Source organism: Enterococcus faecium (assembly GCF_029023785.1).
In the GTDB taxonomy this organism is placed as follows: Bacteria; Bacillota; Bacilli; order Lactobacillales; family Enterococcaceae; genus Enterococcus_B; species Enterococcus_B faecium.
In genome coordinates this window covers 1,214,660-1,231,385 of sequence record NZ_CP118955.1, presented here as the reverse complement: position 1 = coordinate 1,231,385, position 16,726 = coordinate 1,214,660, and the positions used below count along the sequence as shown (strand labels likewise).

22 protein-coding genes are annotated in these 16,726 nt (G+C 36.1%); 4 read left to right on the top strand and 18 right to left on the bottom strand.

The window, feature by feature from the left end; genetic code table 11:
* Window positions 1-178 precede the first annotated feature (178 nt).
* The 9 genes from PYW34_RS06015 to amaP (PYW34_RS05980) all read right to left on the bottom strand — a co-directional run bounded on the left by PYW34_RS06015 (window position 179) and on the right by amaP (PYW34_RS05980) (window position 7,420).
* On the bottom strand, window positions 179-1,639 hold the full coding sequence (locus PYW34_RS06015; protein WP_002295937.1) for a hypothetical protein: 1,461 nt from the start codon (window positions 1,637-1,639) through the stop codon (window positions 179-181).
* Between the two features lie 207 nt (window positions 1,640-1,846).
* Window positions 1,847-2,773, bottom strand: a complete 927-nt coding sequence (gene glsA, locus PYW34_RS06010) for a glutaminase A (RefSeq protein WP_002295938.1) — start codon at window positions 2,771-2,773, stop codon at window positions 1,847-1,849.
* A gap of 22 nt (window positions 2,774-2,795) precedes the next feature.
* A complete protein-coding gene (locus PYW34_RS06005; RefSeq protein ID WP_002295940.1) occupies window positions 2,796-4,223 on the bottom strand; it encodes an amino acid permease in 1,428 nt (475 codons plus the stop codon).
* A gap of 30 nt (window positions 4,224-4,253) precedes the next feature.
* Window positions 4,254-5,468, bottom strand: a complete 1,215-nt coding sequence (locus PYW34_RS06000) for an ammonium transporter (RefSeq protein ID WP_002296683.1) — start codon at window positions 5,466-5,468, stop codon at window positions 4,254-4,256.
* An 85-nt stretch (window positions 5,469-5,553) separates the two neighbouring features.
* Entirely contained in the window at window positions 5,554-5,781 is a 228-nt protein-coding gene (locus tag PYW34_RS13060; protein WP_002295943.1) for a hypothetical protein, read from the bottom strand.
* Window positions 5,782-5,808: 27 nt separating this feature from the next.
* Window positions 5,809-6,051, bottom strand: coding sequence for a GlsB/YeaQ/YmgE family stress response membrane protein (locus tag PYW34_RS05995; protein WP_002290686.1), 243 nt, complete (start codon window positions 6,049-6,051; stop codon window positions 5,809-5,811).
* Between the two features lie 31 nt (window positions 6,052-6,082).
* A complete protein-coding gene (locus PYW34_RS05990) occupies window positions 6,083-6,640 on the bottom strand; it encodes an Asp23/Gls24 family envelope stress response protein (protein ID WP_002295944.1) in 558 nt (185 codons plus the stop codon).
* Between the two features lie 12 nt (window positions 6,641-6,652).
* Window positions 6,653-6,841 (bottom strand): DUF2273 domain-containing protein, encoded by a 189-nt coding sequence (locus PYW34_RS05985; RefSeq protein ID WP_002295945.1) that lies wholly within the window; start codon window positions 6,839-6,841, stop codon window positions 6,653-6,655.
* Between the two features lie 12 nt (window positions 6,842-6,853).
* On the bottom strand, window positions 6,854-7,420 hold the full coding sequence (gene amaP / locus PYW34_RS05980) for an alkaline shock response membrane anchor protein AmaP (RefSeq protein ID WP_002295947.1): 567 nt from the start codon (window positions 7,418-7,420) through the stop codon (window positions 6,854-6,856).
* Between the two features lie 416 nt (window positions 7,421-7,836).
* Between amaP (PYW34_RS05980) and PYW34_RS05975 the strand changes: the two genes are divergently transcribed.
* From PYW34_RS05975 to PYW34_RS05960, 4 genes are all read left to right on the top strand, one after another.
* Window positions 7,837-8,010, top strand: a complete 174-nt coding sequence (locus PYW34_RS05975; RefSeq protein ID WP_002291299.1) for a hypothetical protein — start codon at window positions 7,837-7,839, stop codon at window positions 8,008-8,010.
* 639 nt (window positions 8,011-8,649) lie between these two features.
* Window positions 8,650-9,123, top strand: coding sequence for a DUF2975 domain-containing protein (locus PYW34_RS05970; RefSeq protein WP_002295138.1), 474 nt, complete (start codon window positions 8,650-8,652; stop codon window positions 9,121-9,123).
* 8 nt (window positions 9,124-9,131) lie between these two features.
* The gene (locus tag PYW34_RS05965) at window positions 9,132-9,359 is read left to right on the top strand and encodes a helix-turn-helix domain-containing protein (protein WP_002295139.1); all 228 of its coding nucleotides are present in this window, start codon (window positions 9,132-9,134) and stop codon (window positions 9,357-9,359) included.
* Window positions 9,360-9,994: 635 nt separating this feature from the next.
* Window positions 9,995-10,366 (top strand): hypothetical protein, encoded by a 372-nt coding sequence (locus PYW34_RS05960; RefSeq protein WP_002295142.1) that lies wholly within the window; start codon window positions 9,995-9,997, stop codon window positions 10,364-10,366.
* A gap of 255 nt (window positions 10,367-10,621) precedes the next feature.
* On the opposite strand, the gene PYW34_RS05955 is transcribed toward PYW34_RS05960, so the two are convergent.
* The 9 genes from PYW34_RS05955 to PYW34_RS05915 all read right to left on the bottom strand — a co-directional run bounded on the left by PYW34_RS05955 (window position 10,622) and on the right by PYW34_RS05915 (window position 16,692).
* On the bottom strand, window positions 10,622-10,864 hold the full coding sequence (locus tag PYW34_RS05955) for a GlsB/YeaQ/YmgE family stress response membrane protein (protein ID WP_002291278.1): 243 nt from the start codon (window positions 10,862-10,864) through the stop codon (window positions 10,622-10,624).
* Window positions 10,865-10,895: 31 nt separating this feature from the next.
* Window positions 10,896-11,798 carry an Asp23/Gls24 family envelope stress response protein gene (locus PYW34_RS05950; protein WP_002296679.1) on the bottom strand — a complete coding sequence of 301 codons (903 nt, stop codon included), beginning with the start codon at window positions 11,796-11,798 and terminating at the stop codon, window positions 10,896-10,898.
* A gap of 12 nt (window positions 11,799-11,810) precedes the next feature.
* Entirely contained in the window at window positions 11,811-11,999 is a 189-nt protein-coding gene (locus PYW34_RS05945; protein ID WP_002291274.1) for a DUF2273 domain-containing protein, read from the bottom strand.
* Between the two features lie 13 nt (window positions 12,000-12,012).
* Window positions 12,013-12,576: an alkaline shock response membrane anchor protein AmaP gene (gene amaP, locus PYW34_RS05940; protein ID WP_002296677.1), complete on the bottom strand. Its 564-nt coding sequence runs from the start codon at window positions 12,574-12,576 to the stop codon at window positions 12,013-12,015.
* Window positions 12,577-12,613: 37 nt separating this feature from the next.
* On the bottom strand, window positions 12,614-13,507 hold the full coding sequence (locus tag PYW34_RS05935) for an SDR family oxidoreductase (protein ID WP_002300977.1): 894 nt from the start codon (window positions 13,505-13,507) through the stop codon (window positions 12,614-12,616).
* Between the two features lie 77 nt (window positions 13,508-13,584).
* Window positions 13,585-14,508 carry a magnesium transporter CorA family protein gene (locus tag PYW34_RS05930; protein WP_002303839.1) on the bottom strand — a complete coding sequence of 308 codons (924 nt, stop codon included), beginning with the start codon at window positions 14,506-14,508 and terminating at the stop codon, window positions 13,585-13,587.
* A gap of 48 nt (window positions 14,509-14,556) precedes the next feature.
* On the bottom strand, window positions 14,557-14,907 hold the full coding sequence (locus tag PYW34_RS05925; protein WP_002296672.1) for an iron-sulfur cluster biosynthesis family protein: 351 nt from the start codon (window positions 14,905-14,907) through the stop codon (window positions 14,557-14,559).
* Between the two features lie 32 nt (window positions 14,908-14,939).
* Complete coding sequence (locus PYW34_RS05920; RefSeq protein ID WP_002296671.1) at window positions 14,940-15,842, bottom strand: glycosyltransferase family 8 protein; 903 nt, start codon at window positions 15,840-15,842, stop codon at window positions 14,940-14,942.
* Window positions 15,835-16,692, bottom strand: a complete 858-nt coding sequence (locus tag PYW34_RS05915) for a glycosyltransferase family 8 protein (protein ID WP_002296670.1) — start codon at window positions 16,690-16,692, stop codon at window positions 15,835-15,837. Before PYW34_RS05915 ends, PYW34_RS05920 begins: the two co-directional genes overlap by 8 nt.
* Between the last annotated feature and the right edge of the window lie 34 nt (window positions 16,693-16,726).

Sequence of the window (16,726 nt, the reverse complement as noted above, 5' to 3'; positions counted from 1 at the left end):
GATTTGTTACACTTTATCTATTCTACTACTTAGAGTTGACTCTAAGTCAATAGCATTTTAAAAAAATTTCAGAGAAAGCTTGTTATATAAGTAGATCTTCGCACGAATCAGGACTCAAATAAAAACCTTCTACAGACAATTAAAAAGCTTTGTAGAAGGTCTCCTAATTAAGGTCTCATCAAGAAATATGTTTTTTTAATAGGTGAAGTTCCTGAGCAATATGATACAAATGGATGTTTGCACCTTTTAATGAGATTGGATAGATCTTTGTCTTTTCAGTTTCTAATCCATTTTGATAGCTAGCAGCATCGCACAAAACCACTCTTTTTTTCGCACATAGACATTCATCAGGCAATTCTTCTAATGAACGAAATAAAATAGGATTTATTTCAGCGATGCCTTCTTCCGCATACAAATGAAATTGGGTTCGATAAAAAAATTGTTTGACTGAACTTTCTGAAACAACAAAAATTTCTATTTCCTGTCTCCCCGCTTGTTCACTGTTGATCAAAGAAAGACTTTTGACGAATTTTCGAATGAAATTTTCATTCCATCTTAGTTGGATTTGATTTTTCTTTTTCCACTCTTCCAATATTTCTACAATTTTTCCGTACAGAAGTTGTTCTTTTTCTGATAGAAGATAGATCCTTTCCGGTAAAAATACTTGTCCATCTGCCCACAACGTACGGACAAATTGTAAAAAGGATTGCTTGAAAATAAAATTTTCTGCATCGTCGATTTCAGCGATACTAATAATCTGTAAAATCAATTCATTCAGTGATAGGTCATTGAGAACAAAATTTTTATAAACAACTTCGAAATCTTTTCTTAACAGCTCCATGTTCTCATTGGTATAATTTCTACTGTTGAACAAAGAAAAAATATAATAGACATCTTCTTCTTGTAAGTCTAGAATTCCTTTTTGCTCTTCCAATCCTTGACAGACTAATTGAAATAACGGCTTCGTTTCTGCGCTTTTCTTATCTTCTTCTTTCAGTCCAAGGGGAAATGCCTTTCTTCCGATTGCGATCTCTATTCCTCGTATGATAAAGGACTTTTCATCTTCCGAATATCTTCTTTTAAAAAAATGAGTCTCTACATAATCAATCAACTCGTTACAAGCTTCTTCTACATACGGATTTTTATTTTCATAGCCTTCCCAATTGACATAACGTACTAAAGCTAGCAAGATGTTCCGCGAGTCAAATTCTGGGATAATGATTTCTTTATTTTTCAAATAATCATTTTCTTTAAAAAAATCCAATACGATTTTTTTGATTGTATATACTTTGCTCAAAGAAATAAATTCAAGATCAGCCAGTTCTGTACTCGTGAATATACCATTAAAATAATAACTTAAAAACTTTAAAAAATAAGATTGACCGTACAGAAACTGTGTGAGCTCAGAAAGAGCAATACCATGTTTGAATACGAGTTTATACTTATGCTTCTCTCTTACTTGTTCTTTTATACAATATTCTAGACACTCGGCTAGACTTTCTAGATCGTGAAGGATCGTTGGTGTAGTCACCCTTAGAGAAATAGCTGTTTGTTCGATGTCTATTTCTTGGAATTCAAATAATTGTTCACACAGATACACTTTTCTAAATATATTTCGCTCGATGTAATTTTCCAGCATTCCTGATACACGCCTCCAGTTTTTCTTATGATTTTATTTAATCATATCTGTAAATCGTATTTTTGTTTCCTTTTTATTTAGAAAAGCCCTTTCAAAAACCAATAAAAAAAGAAACTGGGACAAAAGTCAAACAAGCTCACAATTTCAGCCTCATTGTAGGTAGCTTTGAGCCGTTTGGACTTTTACCCCAGCCTCTTTCAAGAATGGTTATTCAAAGATGTCAGCGTCTAGTTCTTTGACTACATCTTTCAACAATTGGATACCAGCTGCGCTGTTACCAAATGGATCTAGTGCCGGGCTGAAGACACCTATGCCGTAACGATTTGGCACAGCTGCCATCAACCCGCCGCCTACACCGCTTTTTGCAGGTACACCAACATGGACGGAAAACTCTCCTGATTCATCATACAAACCAGCAGTTGTCATAATTGATTTGACGATTGTAGCACTTTCTTCAGTAATGATTTGTTTGCCATTCCAAGGAGCAATTCCTTTATTTGCCAGCACAGCAGCTAATTTTGCTATGCCTGTAGCGGTGACATTGAGGGAGCATTGTCTGAAATAAGCATCGAGTATCTCCGGTACGTCTCCTTCGATCATTTGATTACCTTTCATATAGTAAGCAAGAGAGCGATTGATATCACCTGTTCTTGATTCAGAATGATAGATTTCTTCATTCAATGTGATATTAGGATCATCACAGATCTCTTTCATAAATGACAAGATTCGCTCAAATTTTTCATCTGCATCTTTACCGGCAATCAACGAGGTTGTTGCAATCGCTCCTGCATTAACAAAAGGATTCATTGGATGTTTGCGATGATTGATTTCCATATTCATGATAGAATTGAAGGCAAAACCGGTTGGTTCCGTGTTGATTGTTTGAAAGACTTTTTCTATTCCGTTGTCTTTGATTGCTAATAACAATACGGGAACTTTTGACATGCTTTCGATGGCAAAGCGCACATCGGCGTCTCCTCCCTCAATCAGTTGTTTTGTATCCAAATCATAAATCGCCATACCTAATTGTTTGGGATCCACTTCAGCTAATGCTGGAATGTAATCCGCCACTTGTCCTGTTTGATAATAGTGGAAATTTTTTCCAATCAATTGTTCTAATTCTTTTACTTCCATTTGAATAACCAGCTTTCATTTTTTATTTTTCTGCATGCTGGAATTTATGACGGCATGCGTAGATCGTAAATGGAATAACTAAGACGATAAGATAAGAAACAATCAGAATCGTTTCATAAATCCCATGCTGTCCAGCTGCGATACTAGCAGGTGGAACAAATGAGATACAAAAAGCAAAAAGTGAAGTCAAAAGACCTAAACAAGCAACGATTACTTTTACAACTTTTCCGCCTGGAACCTGATAGGCTCTTTCAAGACTGTCATCTTTAAAAACCAGCTTCAAATAGCCCGCGAAAAACATAAAGTACAACATCAGGTAGATTACAACAGTCAATGACATCGCTGCAAGAAATGAAAGATTATTCCCCCCGCCGCTTAATGTAAAGACGGCTGCCCAGATTGTTGCAACGATCCCATTTGCGATCATCAAATGAGCAGGAACACCGTGTGTGTTTTCTTTTGCAAAATATTCAGGAAGTAATCCTTCTTCTGCTGCTACGTGAAGTGCTTTTGAAGGAGAGGTTACCCAAGAAGCAATTTCTCCGATGACACCTAAACAAACAAGAATCGCAAGAATTTTCGCAATCCATGCAAGATTTGGATCAATGTGTCTTAATAGGAATTCTAACGATTGAATCACCCCTGTATTAAGAGACAAACCATGTTGAGGTACTGTAGTAGCGACGGTCAATCCGCCAAAAGTATCTAAAATGATTGCCAGAATAACCAATACAAACATTGCTAATGGATAATCCTTTTTAGGGTTTTCCATTTCATTTGCATGACTGGCAGATGTTTCTACGCCCATATATGCTAAAATAAAGGAAACAAAAACAACCAGCGTAGGCAATTTCGAAAAATCAGGAATCAATGTTTTCATAGACAGTATCGTTTGTAGTGGAGCGCCTGAAGCGACATAATGGATCCCTAAGCCAAACAAGACTAATGCTGGCAACAAGATACCAGCTACAAAACCGATCCGAGCAATCAATGAAGTGTATTTGGTTCCTTTTAACTGTGAGAGTAAAATAGCCCAGAAAATAATCAATAGGATTGCCAATTTCAGATATTTATTGTTTTGTATAGCACCAATACCCGTTGCATAGGATAATGCACCAGTTAAGAAATACAGCATGGTCAAGTAGCCAACTGTTATCTCAAACCATTGGAAAAAGATTGCGGCAAAACCGAATCGTTTTCCCAATGTGCGACTGACCCAAGTATAGACACCGCCTTTTTCCCATCCTTTCACCGTTGCCATCTCTGCTGCGCACAATGCCACAGGGATAAACCATAGCAAACCGCCTAATAACAAGAAAAATACTAAGCTGAAGCCTGAGGTCGCGAATGTGGGATATTCATATAATGAAACGACCATTGAGATGGTCATAGCCAAAAAGCCAAAGAACGTTAATTTTTTTGCAGGAATTTTCGTTTTGCTTTGTTGCATGAATCTTCCTCTTTTCTATTTGAATTTGTTTCAATTGAGTTTGTTGCCAAAGAAGAAAAAGTCCAATCCTTCTTCTTGTTCTTCTTTTGTAGTAGTGATCGTTGTAAAGTGCATCGCCGATTTTAAAATCACTGTTGTCAGCACATAGGCATACACGGCAGTAATGATGACACCAATCACTTGAATCCCTAAGAAGTACCAGCTGCTTGGATTCGTTAGTAAATGGCTGTTAGATGCAAAGATCCCTATCAGAATCGTACCTGTGAATCCGCCCATGCCATGAACACCCCACACATCAAGTGCATCATCCCATTGTTTCTTTTTACGAAAATCAACAGCAGCATGACAGACGATACCCGCAATGATCCCAATCAGCATGGCACTTTTTGCTTCTACATAACCGGCACAAGGCGTAATGGCTGCCAATCCAGCAACGGATCCTGTTAGTACGTCGACAAAATCAAAGCCATTTCCTTTTACTTTTGCAATGATCAGCCAAGTAATCATCGCAAATGCAAGAGCGATGAATGTTGAACCAAATGCATTGACTGCTTGTTCATCTGCTCGAAGTGCACCACCGGAATTAAAACCGAACCAGCCAAACCAAAGCAGTCCTGTACCGATAGCAGCTGCCATAAGACTGCTATGCTGACTTCTTTCTCCTAAAGGAATCTTTCTTTGACCAAGTGTGAGGATACATGCTAAAGAGCCGAATCCAGCTGTCGTGTGGATGACTGCTCCACCAGCGAAATCTCTAAATCCCATCTGATCCAAAAATCCGCCACCCCATATCCAGTGGCAAACAGGGAAATAAATCAGCAGATTCCAAAAAATAACAAGTATAATATAGCCTTTTAAATTCAATCTCCCTGCAAAAGCTCCTGTCATCAAAGGAACGGTAATCACGATAAACATCAGTTGGTAAAGAAAGAACATTAAAAATGGAATCGTTGCACCATGAAACATGTTGGGGAAGCTTGTAACATGTCTCATCAAAAAGAAATCTGCCGGGTTTCCAATAACACCGCCGATATCCCGTCCAAAGGCCAATCCGAATCCACCAAATACCCACATAATCGTTGTTATCCCAACGGAGAGAAAAGATTGAGACATGATCGTTAGTATATTATTCTTCCGTGCTAATCCGCCGTAAAAAAAAGCTAGACCAGGAGTCATCAGGCAAACCATTGCTGTACATAAAATCATGAATGCTGTATCTCCTGTATTGATAGGTAATGTATTCATTTTTTTCGCCTCCTTTCTACGATTACGAGTATAAAAGAAGGTGTAGTTGTTTTTTTCTTCTGTTTTTTTGAATTAATACTTGCATTTATAAAAGACAGACAATTAATAAAAGCTTGATGTGTTGTGCTCTTTTTCGTTTTTCACACAAATAAAGACAAAAAATAAACGGTCTTCTTTTTATAGAAAACCGTTTATTTTCGTCTTTTTTTATTTTTAAAGATATTTTTTCATAAGGAATAAAGAATACTTCATATAAAATATATAAAAAAGAACCGCAGCGAGTGTCGCTACGGTTCTCAAATTTGTTCTTCATTTCAACATAAGTTTTTCTTCAATTTGCTTATAATTTACGTGCAAAGAATGAAACGACTAATACTAAAATGATTGCACCGATCAATGATGGAATGATAGCCATTCCTGCAATTGTTGGTCCCCAAGTTCCTAGTAAAGCTTGTCCAATTGCTGAACCTACTAAACCAGCAATGATGTTTGCGATGATCCCCATTGATGATCCTTTATTCGTGATTGCTCCTGCAATTGCTCCAATGATACCGCCGACGATTAATGCCCAAATAAATCCCATTTTAAATTCCTCCTAACTGACTTCTTACTTCTTATTGTACACGTGGTTCGTTATTTTCTTTGACTTTTTGTGCACCTTTGCCTACAGCAGATTTTGCTTTATCTGTTTGGCGTGAAGCAAATTGTCCTGTGGATTTTGCTGCTTCTGTTACTTTGTCTTGTACTGTTTCTTGATCTTTTTGGTATTCTTCTTGTGTTTTGATGTCTGCAACATTCACATTCACTTCGATAACATCTAAATGTGTCATATTGTTTACTTCAGTACTGATCAATTCTTTGATTTGGTTGTAAATATCTTCGATGTCTTTACCGTATTCTACGATCACATCTAGATCCACAGCTACTTGTTTCTTACCTACTTCTGTATTGATACCTGCTGTTACGTTATCTGTGTTGACTAATTTTTCAGCCATATTTGAGAAAAATCCGCCATCTAATGTCAATAGACCATCTACATCTTTCAATGCATAACCGATGATTTTTTGGATGACTTTGTCTTCATAAGTCAATTCACCATTCATCATGCGGTTTTCTCCTTTTTCATTTGCCAAAACTGATCCATTTGTTGTATTCATGTTTTTGTTTTCCATCTTTGTTTCCTCCTATGATTTAAAAAATTGATCAACTATTCCTGACTGTTTCAAATAAAAACCGATTCCTGCGCCAATTGCTGTCATGATTATGATCAACAATGTCTTGAAAAATCCAATCGTTAACCATAAAACAGCTAGCAGTAGTCCAAGACCCCCAAAGATAATAGGGAGCTTGTATGCTGAAAATAGTTCTTTCATTATTTGGCCCTCCTATTCCACTCGAGAGTGCTTGTAGTCTCTTGTATCTTCTTGTTCTTCATAACCGCTGTATGTGACTGCCACTTTGACCGTTTCTTTTGTTCCGAGTACTTTAGTTACTTCTTCTTCGATATCTTGCATCAATACACCTGTTTTCCCTACTAATGAAGAAGTTCGTTTCAAGTCTCCGTTGACATGGATATGGATTCGATTTTTCGTTGAACGTATCCGTACTTTAGGTGAATGAATGAACTCTTCTTCGTGTAAATGGGAACGTACCAACCCTTCGATCGCTTTTTTGTCGATTGTTAGTTTGCCATCTTCCCGTTTCATAACGAAAGTTCCTCTTGACTTTGGATAGAAAAGAACGACTAGCAAGATGATAATAGCAAGAACGGCAAATACTACAGCTGCCCAGAAAATATATTGTTGCATGTAGTAATTCGTTAAAGTAAAGAAGCGAAATCGTTCCAATTGTTCAGGCATAATATACGGCGCATTGATCAACGCAATCGCTAGAAATACTGAAAGTAGCAGTAAACTCATGATAACACCGATTATTTTTAACCCCTTATTCATTTTCCACCTCCTATAAACTTATTTTTACCCTGTAAATAACTCTACCGACAATCACAGTATAGATAGCGAACAGTTAGCATAGCATCAGTAAATAAAGCGCTACCAAACATTGCTGGATCATAACGGCGTTTTATTGCCAGTCTGATACTGAAATAACAATTGCTTACTTATTCTCTATTTACTTTTGATTGCTGGCTATACTTAAAGGATATTATTCAAGATTAAAAATTGCAAAGATTATGCTCAGTTATTATTACAAGATTCTATTTATTTATTAAATTTTTTCGGAGAATTAAAAAATACAATAAATAACTTTAGTTACTTTAATGCGTTCTTACTTTATTTTTATATTATCATTTTTCTTATTCACTTCTTTGGTTTATACTATTCTTATAAATAAAAACGAGGTATGTCCTATGATGAAAAGATTGTACTATTCATTGATCATAACGATTGGCTATTTGATTGTATCAAATCTAGGAAATATGGTATTTGGTATCAGTAAAGAATTCAGTTGGACTACTACATTATGGGAATCTCTATTCTTTTTCATCTTCGTATTTTTGTTACAAAATTATCGAAAAAAATAAACATGTGCCATCTATCTGTTGGCACATGTTTTAGGATTTATGGTACTTTTTATTCGGCAATCCATTTTATTTTTCTACTTCTTCTTAATACCTCTAACACTTTTGATTTATAAACTAATCCAATGCATCTACTTGCGCTTATTAAGCTATTTCAGCTAGATAGTACCACCCCATGCGTCAATGCTTGATTTTCCTTTTGTATAACATTGTATAAGCAATAAAGGACAAATAAGTGGTGATTACACCAAACCATTGAATAAGAAAAATTCTGATACGTAAATAAACATGAACTTGAAAAAATTAATGAATCGGTTAGCTACTACGTAGTTGTCTTTTTTCTCATACAGTTCTGTTAACTTACACTTCTCTTCGCTAGATAATAAAAAATCCTCCAACTGTATTGTCCAATATAATCCCAGGCATCTAAACTAGCATTATAGAAGAGACACACATAGAATCTAAAATAACTGGTTTTAAATGTTTCTTACAATCAAAAAAAGCTGTTAAATGCACTCCACACCTTCATACTCTATCATTTTTTATAAACGATATATTTTTATTGTTTTTCGATAAAAAATAGTTGTTTTACAATAATTATTCTGCTATATTTTAGCTATCAAAGATAAAAGAGGGATAAAAATGAAATTTAAAACATTGCTATTAAAATTTGTCGTTTTAGGTATAAGTGCCGTATTTATTTTGTTCGGCGTACTTTTTTATACTCAGATCGCTACAAGCGAAAAAGGATTCAATTTTGATTGGCAGACCACATTATTTGTTTCTGTCATTTACTTTGCCCTTCTCCTAGGGATCGTTATTGCTTATTTCTTATTGAAACTATTGAAAAAAATCGAAGATAACCAAGCTTTTTCCACTCAAAGCTTAAACATACTAAAAAAAATCGAACGAACCATTTTGTTTATTGGTTTCGCCTTTTTTGGCTTACTTCCTAAATTTATGAAAGTAGCGGATTTAGACGATGCTCCAGGTTTGATGTTGGTAGGAATCGCTGTCGTATTCATTCCTTTTGCAGTATACACATTAACAAGCGTGCTGGAAAAACTGCTTGAACATGCGATTTTACTTAAGACAGATCATGATTTGACAGTGTGAGGTGCGACATGGCAATTATCGTTAATTTAGATGTAGTATTAGCTCAAAAAAAAATGAGTGTGACTGAATTGAGTGAGAAAGTGGGCATTACGATGGCAAACATCTCTATTCTAAAAAATGGAAAAGCAAAAGCCATCCGTTTTTCCACTCTCGAAAAAATCTGCCAAGTTTTGGAGTGTCAACCAGGTGATTTGTTGACCTATAAAAATGACTCGAATACTATACCAGAAGAATAAAATAAAGTAGAACAAACAGTAAATAAAAAATAATCTGAATGATAGATGTGTGAGACTTTTAGAAGTTATTTACGTCTATTATTCAGATTTTTTATTTCGATTGAATACCGTTTTATCTATAAATAAGATATGTACTGACTCATACAAAGGGGGCCTTTTCTTCTCCATGTATTATCACTTTTCCTGATACAACTGGTTTCCTGTTACGTTGTAGTTGGATCTGCTTTTAGTATAATACTTTATTCATTCCACCAGACTGATAGCAGTTTGAGCAGTCTAAATAATCATGTAGTATTACAGGCCATTCTGTTTCATACCTTGAAGTGCTTAAAACTTCAGCTAATGGCCCATTGTGTTAACTCTTACTCCATTCTTTTTTAGTAAGCTCCCATATATACTGTAAAGCCTTCTATATATTATGTCATGTTGCTTTTTAACATTTACTATGTAGTTTTGATAAAATGATTTGAATAACAGTGATGGACAATTCTTTTTTATTTTTAACATTATTTTGATAATAATGATTATTTATTTAAAAATACATTAGATAACATTTGTTACGACACGAAAAAGCTTCACAAACAAATATCGTTATTTTAAAATGAGGGCGAACTCACACAATTAGGAGGAATAGTATGCCATTTATTGTTTACTTTTTTCTTTCATTACTCGTGATCTATATTCCATTACCAACATTTTTCCTGCTCGTCAATCGTCTAGCAGAGCAACATGATACGATTGCTGCTCTTACGAAACTTTGTTTACTTCTATTTGTTTGTCTAGATTACTTTACGAGCTATTATTGGCTAAAACAGACAAGAGTAAAAAAGAGATATTATTTCTTCCTTGTCTTTTTCAATCTCTTTGAGTTTCTGATCCATTGCTTTTTACTTCATCAGTATCATACGATCCATTTGTGGATCATCTGGGTTTTCAAAGTGGTCGTATTATTTTGTATGTTCACCTTTCCTATCTCAAGAAAATTTAGGGAGGCATTGTTTTATTAAAGAAGCTTCTCTGTATCAATAAAGACACATTTAAGGAAAAACTTTTAAAAATCTAATTGGGAATTTGCCCGCATAAATAAGAGGCTGTGACAAAAGTCTTGTCACAGCCTCTTATTCCGTATAAACAGTGTTCAAAAGCTTGCATCTTCGATAATATGCCCAACCAAATGAAAAATATGAGAAGCTATTTTTGTTTGGCTGTTCTTATTACTTGATGAAGAACAGCTTTTTCACGACCTCTTTTTAAAAGTCTTTTTACAGTTTTCGAGCAAAGAATGATACGATTAGTACTAAAATGATGGCACCAATCAATGATGGCACGATTGCCATTCCTGCAATACTTGGTCCCCAAGAACCTAATAATGCTTGACCAAGTGCTGATCCAACTAAACCTGCTACGACATTTGCAATAATCCCCATCGAAGAACCTTTATTCGTGATTGCTCCTGCAATTGCTCCGATAATTCCTCCGACGATAAGTGACCAAATAAATCCCATGTTTCGTTCCTCCTAATGTTTTACTTCCTTATTACTGAACCCGTGGTTCTGTATTTTCTTTTACTTTTTGTGCGCCGCTTCCAGCTGCTGATTTTACTTTATCTGTTTGATTCGAAGCAAATTCACCGGTTTTTTTCGCTGCGTCAGTTACTTTGTCTTGCACCGTTTCTTGATCTTTTTCAAATTCTTCTTTTGTTTTGATGTCCACTACGTTAGCGTTGACTTCGATCACTTCTAAATGTGTCATATTTTTTACTTCTTTGCCGATTACTTCTTGCATTTCTTCAAAGATTTTTTCGATATCTTTGCCATATTCCACAATGACATCCATATCAACTGCTACTTGTTTTTTACCGACTTCTGTTTCGATCCCAGCCGTTACATTATCTGTATTCACAAGTTTTCCTGCCACATTAGAGAAGAAACCACCGTTTGCAGATAATAAACCGTCTACTTGTTCAATTGCGATTCCGATGATTTTTTGCACAACTTTATCTTCATAATTCAGCTCACCGCGCATTGAATCTTCCTGTTCAGAATCATGCTTTCCTTGGTTATTTGTATGATCAGAACCAAGTTTTCCTTGTCCGTTTGTGTGGTCAGAACTAAGTTTTTCTTGTGCTTTCGCATGGTCAGAAGGATGTTTTTGCTCTTCCACAGGTTTAGAAGGATCGATTGCATCATGTTGTTCTGGAACTTTAGATTCTGGAGTTCCTGGATGATGAGGTGCATGCTTTTCTGCATCATGTTTCTTCTCTTCTACTCCTTGTTGAACGTTAGGGACTACTGGATCTGGATGTGCAGATACTGGTGCTGTTTTGTTCTTTTCATCGTTCACACCATTTGATTGGTTTGGTGTCGTTGGGTCTGGATGTGCAGACACTGGTTTTTGGTTGTTCATTTTATTGTTATTATTTTTGTTATTGTTATTCATGGATGTTTCCTCCTAAGATTTAAAATAGTGATCTAAGATTTTCGTTTGTTTCAGATAAAAACCGATAGCGACGCCGATCGCTGCCATGATCAAGATCAATAAGGTCTTGAAAAAGCCCACGGTGATCCATAAAACGGCTAATATCAATCCAAGTACCCCAAAGATGATAGGGAGCTTGTATGTCGAAAATAGTTCTTTCATTTTTGGTCCCCCCCTATTCTACTCGTTTGCGGTCATTGCTTCGTTTAGCTGGTTCTTCAAAGCCTGTGTATTTCACCGATACTTTCACTGGCTCTTTTGTTCCCAATATGTGTTGTACTTCATTTTCGATTTCTTTCATCAATGTTCCTGTTTTACCAATGAGTGCTGAAGTTCGTTTCAACTCCCCTTTTACATTGACGGCGATCTTGTTTTTCGTTGCTTTGACATTTACTTTTGGTGAATGGATGAATTCATCTTCATGCAAGTGAGAACGAACCATTCCTTCAATTGCTTTTTTATCCAACGTCAACTCCCCATCACCATGTTTCAGTAGAAAGTTTCCGATTGTTTTTGGATAAAACAGGAAAACAAGTAACGTGATAATTGTCAAAATAGCAAATGCAACGGCAAGCCAAAATACATATTGTTGCACGTATGAATTAGTGATGGAAAAGAATCGAAACTTCTCTAGCTGAAAAGGCAATGGATAGGTTGCACTTAATAGTATCGCAAACAAAAGCACAGATAGCAAAAGTAATGTTCCGATCACTCCGATCGTTTTTACACCTTTATTCATTTTCGCACCTCCTCATAGGGGTGAAACGATCAACTTCTTATAAGTTGATCGCTTCTCCACCAGTTACTCCGTAAATTTGGGCTGTAACATAACTTGCTTTATTCGATGCTAAGAAAACATAAACTGGTGCTAATTCTCCTGGCTGACCTGCACGTTCTAGTAAACTTTGCTGACCAAATTCAGGGATCGAATCAGAAGGTTGTCCTTCGTCTAGTTGTAATGGTGTCCAGATTGGACCAGGTGCTACACCATTTACACGGATTCCTTTAGGTGCAAGCTGTTTTGCTAAACCGATCGTAAAGTTAGCGATTGAAGCTTTTGTTGCTGCGTAATCTAATAAATGTTCGCTTGGATTGAATGCTTGAACAGAAGTTGTTGTTACGATTGCTCCTCCTGCTGGGATATGCGGAACAGCTTCTTTCACTAAAGCAAACATAGCGATGATGTTTATCATAAATGTGTCTTTGACTTGCTCAAGTGGTAACTCAGCAATAGACTGACAAGAAATTTGCTGTCCTGCGTTTAGTACCATCGTATCTAGCCCGCCAAGTTCACTCACGGCTTTATCTATGATTTCTTTAGGTGCTTGTTCGTCACGAAGATCAAAAGGTAGTAAGACAATCTTACGTCCTGCAACTTTCACGTATTTTGCTACTTCCTCTGCATCTTTTTCTTCTCCTGGGAAGAATTGAAGAGCGATATCTGCCCCTTCTCTAGCAAATGCAATCGCTGCTGCACGACCGATCCCTGAATCTCCACCAGTGATTAGTACACGGCGGTTTTCTAGTTGATTATTGCCTTCATAGGATTCTTCTCCACAATCAGGAACAGGAATCATATTCTGCTGTAAAGCTGGTGTATCCTGATCTTGTTTAGGAAATTTCTCCGTATGGTACAAGTTTCGCGGGTCGATTAATTTTGGTTCTGTCATTGCTGTATTCCTCCTAGTTTTTAAATTGTATTGCCAAAACAAATTTCTTTGTTTGATACCTGTTTTAAATAGATTCTTTAATTTGTATAATCTTTCCGGTATAAATGGTAACCTAAAACTACTGCTGCTATCAAAGAGCCAAAGACTACGAGTATAAAGCCTAGAGCAGAACTTTTACCCGGTAATCCTCCTGTATTCATTCCCCAAATCCCTGCGAACAACGCCGGAACGGAAATGATTAATGCAGCTGAATCTAGATATTTCATGATATGATTTAGATTATTGTCCATCATCCCGTTGAATAGATCACCAATACTCTCTAATAAATCTCGATAGATCTCGATCATTTTTTCTGTTTGTCGCTGTCTCAAATGGACATCATAGAGTAGCTGTTCATCGTCTAAACGTTTGATGAAAGTTTCAGAATTCCATAATTGATCCATTGTTTCCCGTTGATCTCTTAAGGTATGATCGATATATACGATGTCTCTTTCAAGATCTGCCTGTTTATACAGTTCTTCATTTTCCGTTGTTTTACGAGCTGCTTTATCCAAAGCGTCAATTCGCTTTTTCATCTCTCTTAGTTCTTTCACGTAATGGGTGTAAATATCTAATAATGTATACGTGATGATCTTTTCAAACGAGTTTAAATGATTTCCATGCTTTGTCAGCAGCCGATCCACAAATTCGGTTTTTCTATCGATACAAGTAATCAAGAGATTATCGGAAAGTACAAAAGATATTGGCGTTAATTTTTTTTCGATACGATTATCTGACTGATCTAGATTAATCACTACCAAAGAAAATGGATGCTCTAGTTTCGTCTCATAAAGGCGCTCCATCCGAGAAACTTCTTCCGGATATTCGGTTCCTACGAAAATATCATCAGGAAGCTCGAATTCTTCGATTGCTTGCTCAATCTCTTCGGGCTTTGCACTATCAAGTACGAGCCAATTATATTTTTTTTCATCTGTTTCTATTACATTCTTTTCTTCATCCACAAAGTAGTATCTCAATGTATACCTCCTTTTTGGACTTTCTCGAAACTATTAGCTGAAGAAGCAGTTCTTTAATTTGATATTATAATCGAGTACTGCGATTTCATTTTCTAATGAAAAGCTGTCAAGCTGTTTGTTGAAGTCCATGTTCAATCGTTTACCGAAATAATTTTGCTCTAATTTAGATGTATAGATGTCCAATAATGGATGCTCGATTTTAGTCGCATATTCTCCAAATTCCGAAACAAAAGGAATGATTTGAAAAAAGCTGCCTTTTGCAAAAGCACCTTTGTCCCTTAAAAATGGATCGGAATCATTGATAAGCGCGAGTGCGATTTTTGTATTTTCCCCAACCTTTTCAATTAACGTCTCTACTGCATTTTTAGACATTGTAATTTCCATTCCTACTCCCCCTCTTCAGTTGTTGTCTTCTATTATTTAACAACTACATCTGTTTTTGGTTGAACTTTTGCATATTTTGGATATTTAGGGAATTTAGCTACACAACGGAAAGCCGTCATCCCTGCATATTTTTCGTAATATTTCTTCGTTGGCCCTTCAAAATCCTTGCTCCACGGTTTCACATGTCCTGAAAAATGGATAATGTAAGGATTGTTGCGAGTTTCTTCGTATTCACGTTCACCTGCTGCTGTTGGATGTTTTTTTGCTTTTGCCATGATATAGCCTTGTGCATTCCAACGCGGATGAAGTGGTAACCAACGGTCATGTAAGATAGCATTTAATGCATCTTGGTCATGGAATCGTAATTTTTCTGGATTATGTTCGATGAAATCTAATACTTTTTGCGTAATATTTTCATCTAACCATTTTTTCACATTGATCAGCATCAAACCTGAGTTGAAATAACGCATTGATTTAGCTGAAATTTTCATTTTTTCCAGTCGTTGATGGAACCCAGCGTCTTCAACAGCTGCTACGATTGAATCACCGAAGTCAAGACGCCATAATTTAGAGATATCTTGTAAAGCGATCATGTCGCAATCCATATATAAGATACGTTCAACTTCTGTGCCGCGGAATAATTCCGGAATCGCAATACGATAATAAGCTGTTTCTGGAATACGATCGCTGATTACCACATTTGTAAAGAATTCTTTATTGATTTTCAAGAATTCCACATCTGAGTTCATTCGTGCGTTTTTCACTGAGAAGCGTAAAAGCTGTTTACTTTCAAAATCGATATCATCGTCAATCACATAGAACCGAACAAATTTAGACGGGTTGCAATTATCTAATACTGAGACAAATAATGCAGCTAAATGTGGTACGAATTTTGTGTTACAACTTGCGACTACTGCTATTTCTTTTTTATTCATTGATCTCGCCTACTTTCGTTAGAGTACTGTGTGCTAATTTTTTTAAGTATAAATTGGTATACGGATGATCTTTCAACGTATTCCAAGGTTTATCATGTCCTGTAAAGTGAACGATCGAAGGTTTTTCATTTCCTTCTTTATACTGACGTTCATATTTTTCATTTGGTGCTGGATGACGTTCAAAAATCAGCGAAGTCTGCATGTTCCATTTTGGATGAAGTTGTTCCCAATCTTCATAAAGTACAGCATTCAAAGCATCTTGGTCGTGATAGATGATTCGATCGCCATTTTCACTGAGGTAATGGATAGTTTTTTCTGTAATTTCTTTTTTATTCCATTGATCAATGTCAATCACCATCACTCCTGAATTGAAGTACAAGTCATCGGAATCGATTCCTAATCTTTCCAAAGCTTTCACTTGGCCTGGATCGATAATAGCGCCGATTGTTTTTCCATTTAACGGCTCATCATATAGTTTTACGATATCGTCTAGTACTAACACATCTGAATCTAAGTAAAGGACTTTCTTATAATCCTCTTTAGCTAATAAGTTTGGTAAAGAAATTCTTAAGTAAGCGGTAGTTGTGATATGGTCACTGACTAGGAAGTCTTCGTAGATATCTTTTTCCACTGTCAGGAATTGGATACTTGCATTACTTGAATATTTATTTACCGTTTCTTCCAATCCTTCTTTACTATATTCTGATAGACCATCGTCAATCACATAAAATTTTATGCGTCTTGTTTTATTGCAATTTTCTAATGCAGTTGCGATCATCACGCTCAAGTAAGGAGCATAATTTTCGTCTGAAGCAGTTACCACAGGAACTACGCCGTATCTCTTCTCCATCAAAATCACTCCTTTTTCTAATCTTTTTCTAACC

Coding starts and splice junctions, on each gene's coding strand:
- PYW34_RS06015 (WP_002295937.1), bottom strand. CDS start 1,639: ATGCTGGAAAATTACATCGAGCGAAATATATTTAGAAAAGTGTATCTG.
- glsA (WP_002295938.1), bottom strand. CDS start 2,773: ATGGAAGTAAAAGAATTAGAACAATTGATTGGAAAAAATTTCCACTAT.
- PYW34_RS06005 (WP_002295940.1), bottom strand. CDS start 4,223: ATGCAACAAAGCAAAACGAAAATTCCTGCAAAAAAATTAACGTTCTTT.
- PYW34_RS06000 (WP_002296683.1), bottom strand. CDS start 5,468: ATGAATACATTACCTATCAATACAGGAGATACAGCATTCATGATTTTA.
- PYW34_RS13060 (WP_002295943.1), bottom strand. CDS start 5,781: ATGAAGAACAAATTTGAGAACCGTAGCGACACTCGCTGCGGTTCTTTT.
- PYW34_RS05995 (WP_002290686.1), bottom strand. CDS start 6,051: ATGGGATTTATTTGGGCATTAATCGTCGGCGGTATCATTGGAGCAATT.
- PYW34_RS05990 (WP_002295944.1), bottom strand. CDS start 6,640: ATGGAAAACAAAAACATGAATACAACAAATGGATCAGTTTTGGCAAAT.
- PYW34_RS05985 (WP_002295945.1), bottom strand. CDS start 6,841: ATGAAAGAACTATTTTCAGCATACAAGCTCCCTATTATCTTTGGGGGT.
- amaP (WP_002295947.1), bottom strand. CDS start 7,420: ATGAATAAGGGGTTAAAAATAATCGGTGTTATCATGAGTTTACTGCTA.
- PYW34_RS05975 (WP_002291299.1), top strand. CDS start 7,837: ATGATGAAAAGATTGTACTATTCATTGATCATAACGATTGGCTATTTG.
- PYW34_RS05970 (WP_002295138.1), top strand. CDS start 8,650: ATGAAATTTAAAACATTGCTATTAAAATTTGTCGTTTTAGGTATAAGT.
- PYW34_RS05965 (WP_002295139.1), top strand. CDS start 9,132: ATGGCAATTATCGTTAATTTAGATGTAGTATTAGCTCAAAAAAAAATG.
- PYW34_RS05960 (WP_002295142.1), top strand. CDS start 9,995: ATGCCATTTATTGTTTACTTTTTTCTTTCATTACTCGTGATCTATATT.
- PYW34_RS05955 (WP_002291278.1), bottom strand. CDS start 10,864: ATGGGATTTATTTGGTCACTTATCGTCGGAGGAATTATCGGAGCAATT.
- PYW34_RS05950 (WP_002296679.1), bottom strand. CDS start 11,798: ATGAATAACAATAACAAAAATAATAACAATAAAATGAACAACCAAAAA.
- PYW34_RS05945 (WP_002291274.1), bottom strand. CDS start 11,999: ATGAAAGAACTATTTTCGACATACAAGCTCCCTATCATCTTTGGGGTA.
- amaP (WP_002296677.1), bottom strand. CDS start 12,576: ATGAATAAAGGTGTAAAAACGATCGGAGTGATCGGAACATTACTTTTG.
- PYW34_RS05935 (WP_002300977.1), bottom strand. CDS start 13,507: ATGACAGAACCAAAATTAATCGACCCGCGAAACTTGTACCATACGGAG.
- PYW34_RS05925 (WP_002296672.1), bottom strand. CDS start 14,907: ATGGAAATTACAATGTCTAAAAATGCAGTAGAGACGTTAATTGAAAAG.
- PYW34_RS05920 (WP_002296671.1), bottom strand. CDS start 15,842: ATGAATAAAAAAGAAATAGCAGTAGTCGCAAGTTGTAACACAAAATTC.
- PYW34_RS05915 (WP_002296670.1), bottom strand. CDS start 16,692: ATGGAGAAGAGATACGGCGTAGTTCCTGTGGTAACTGCTTCAGACGAA.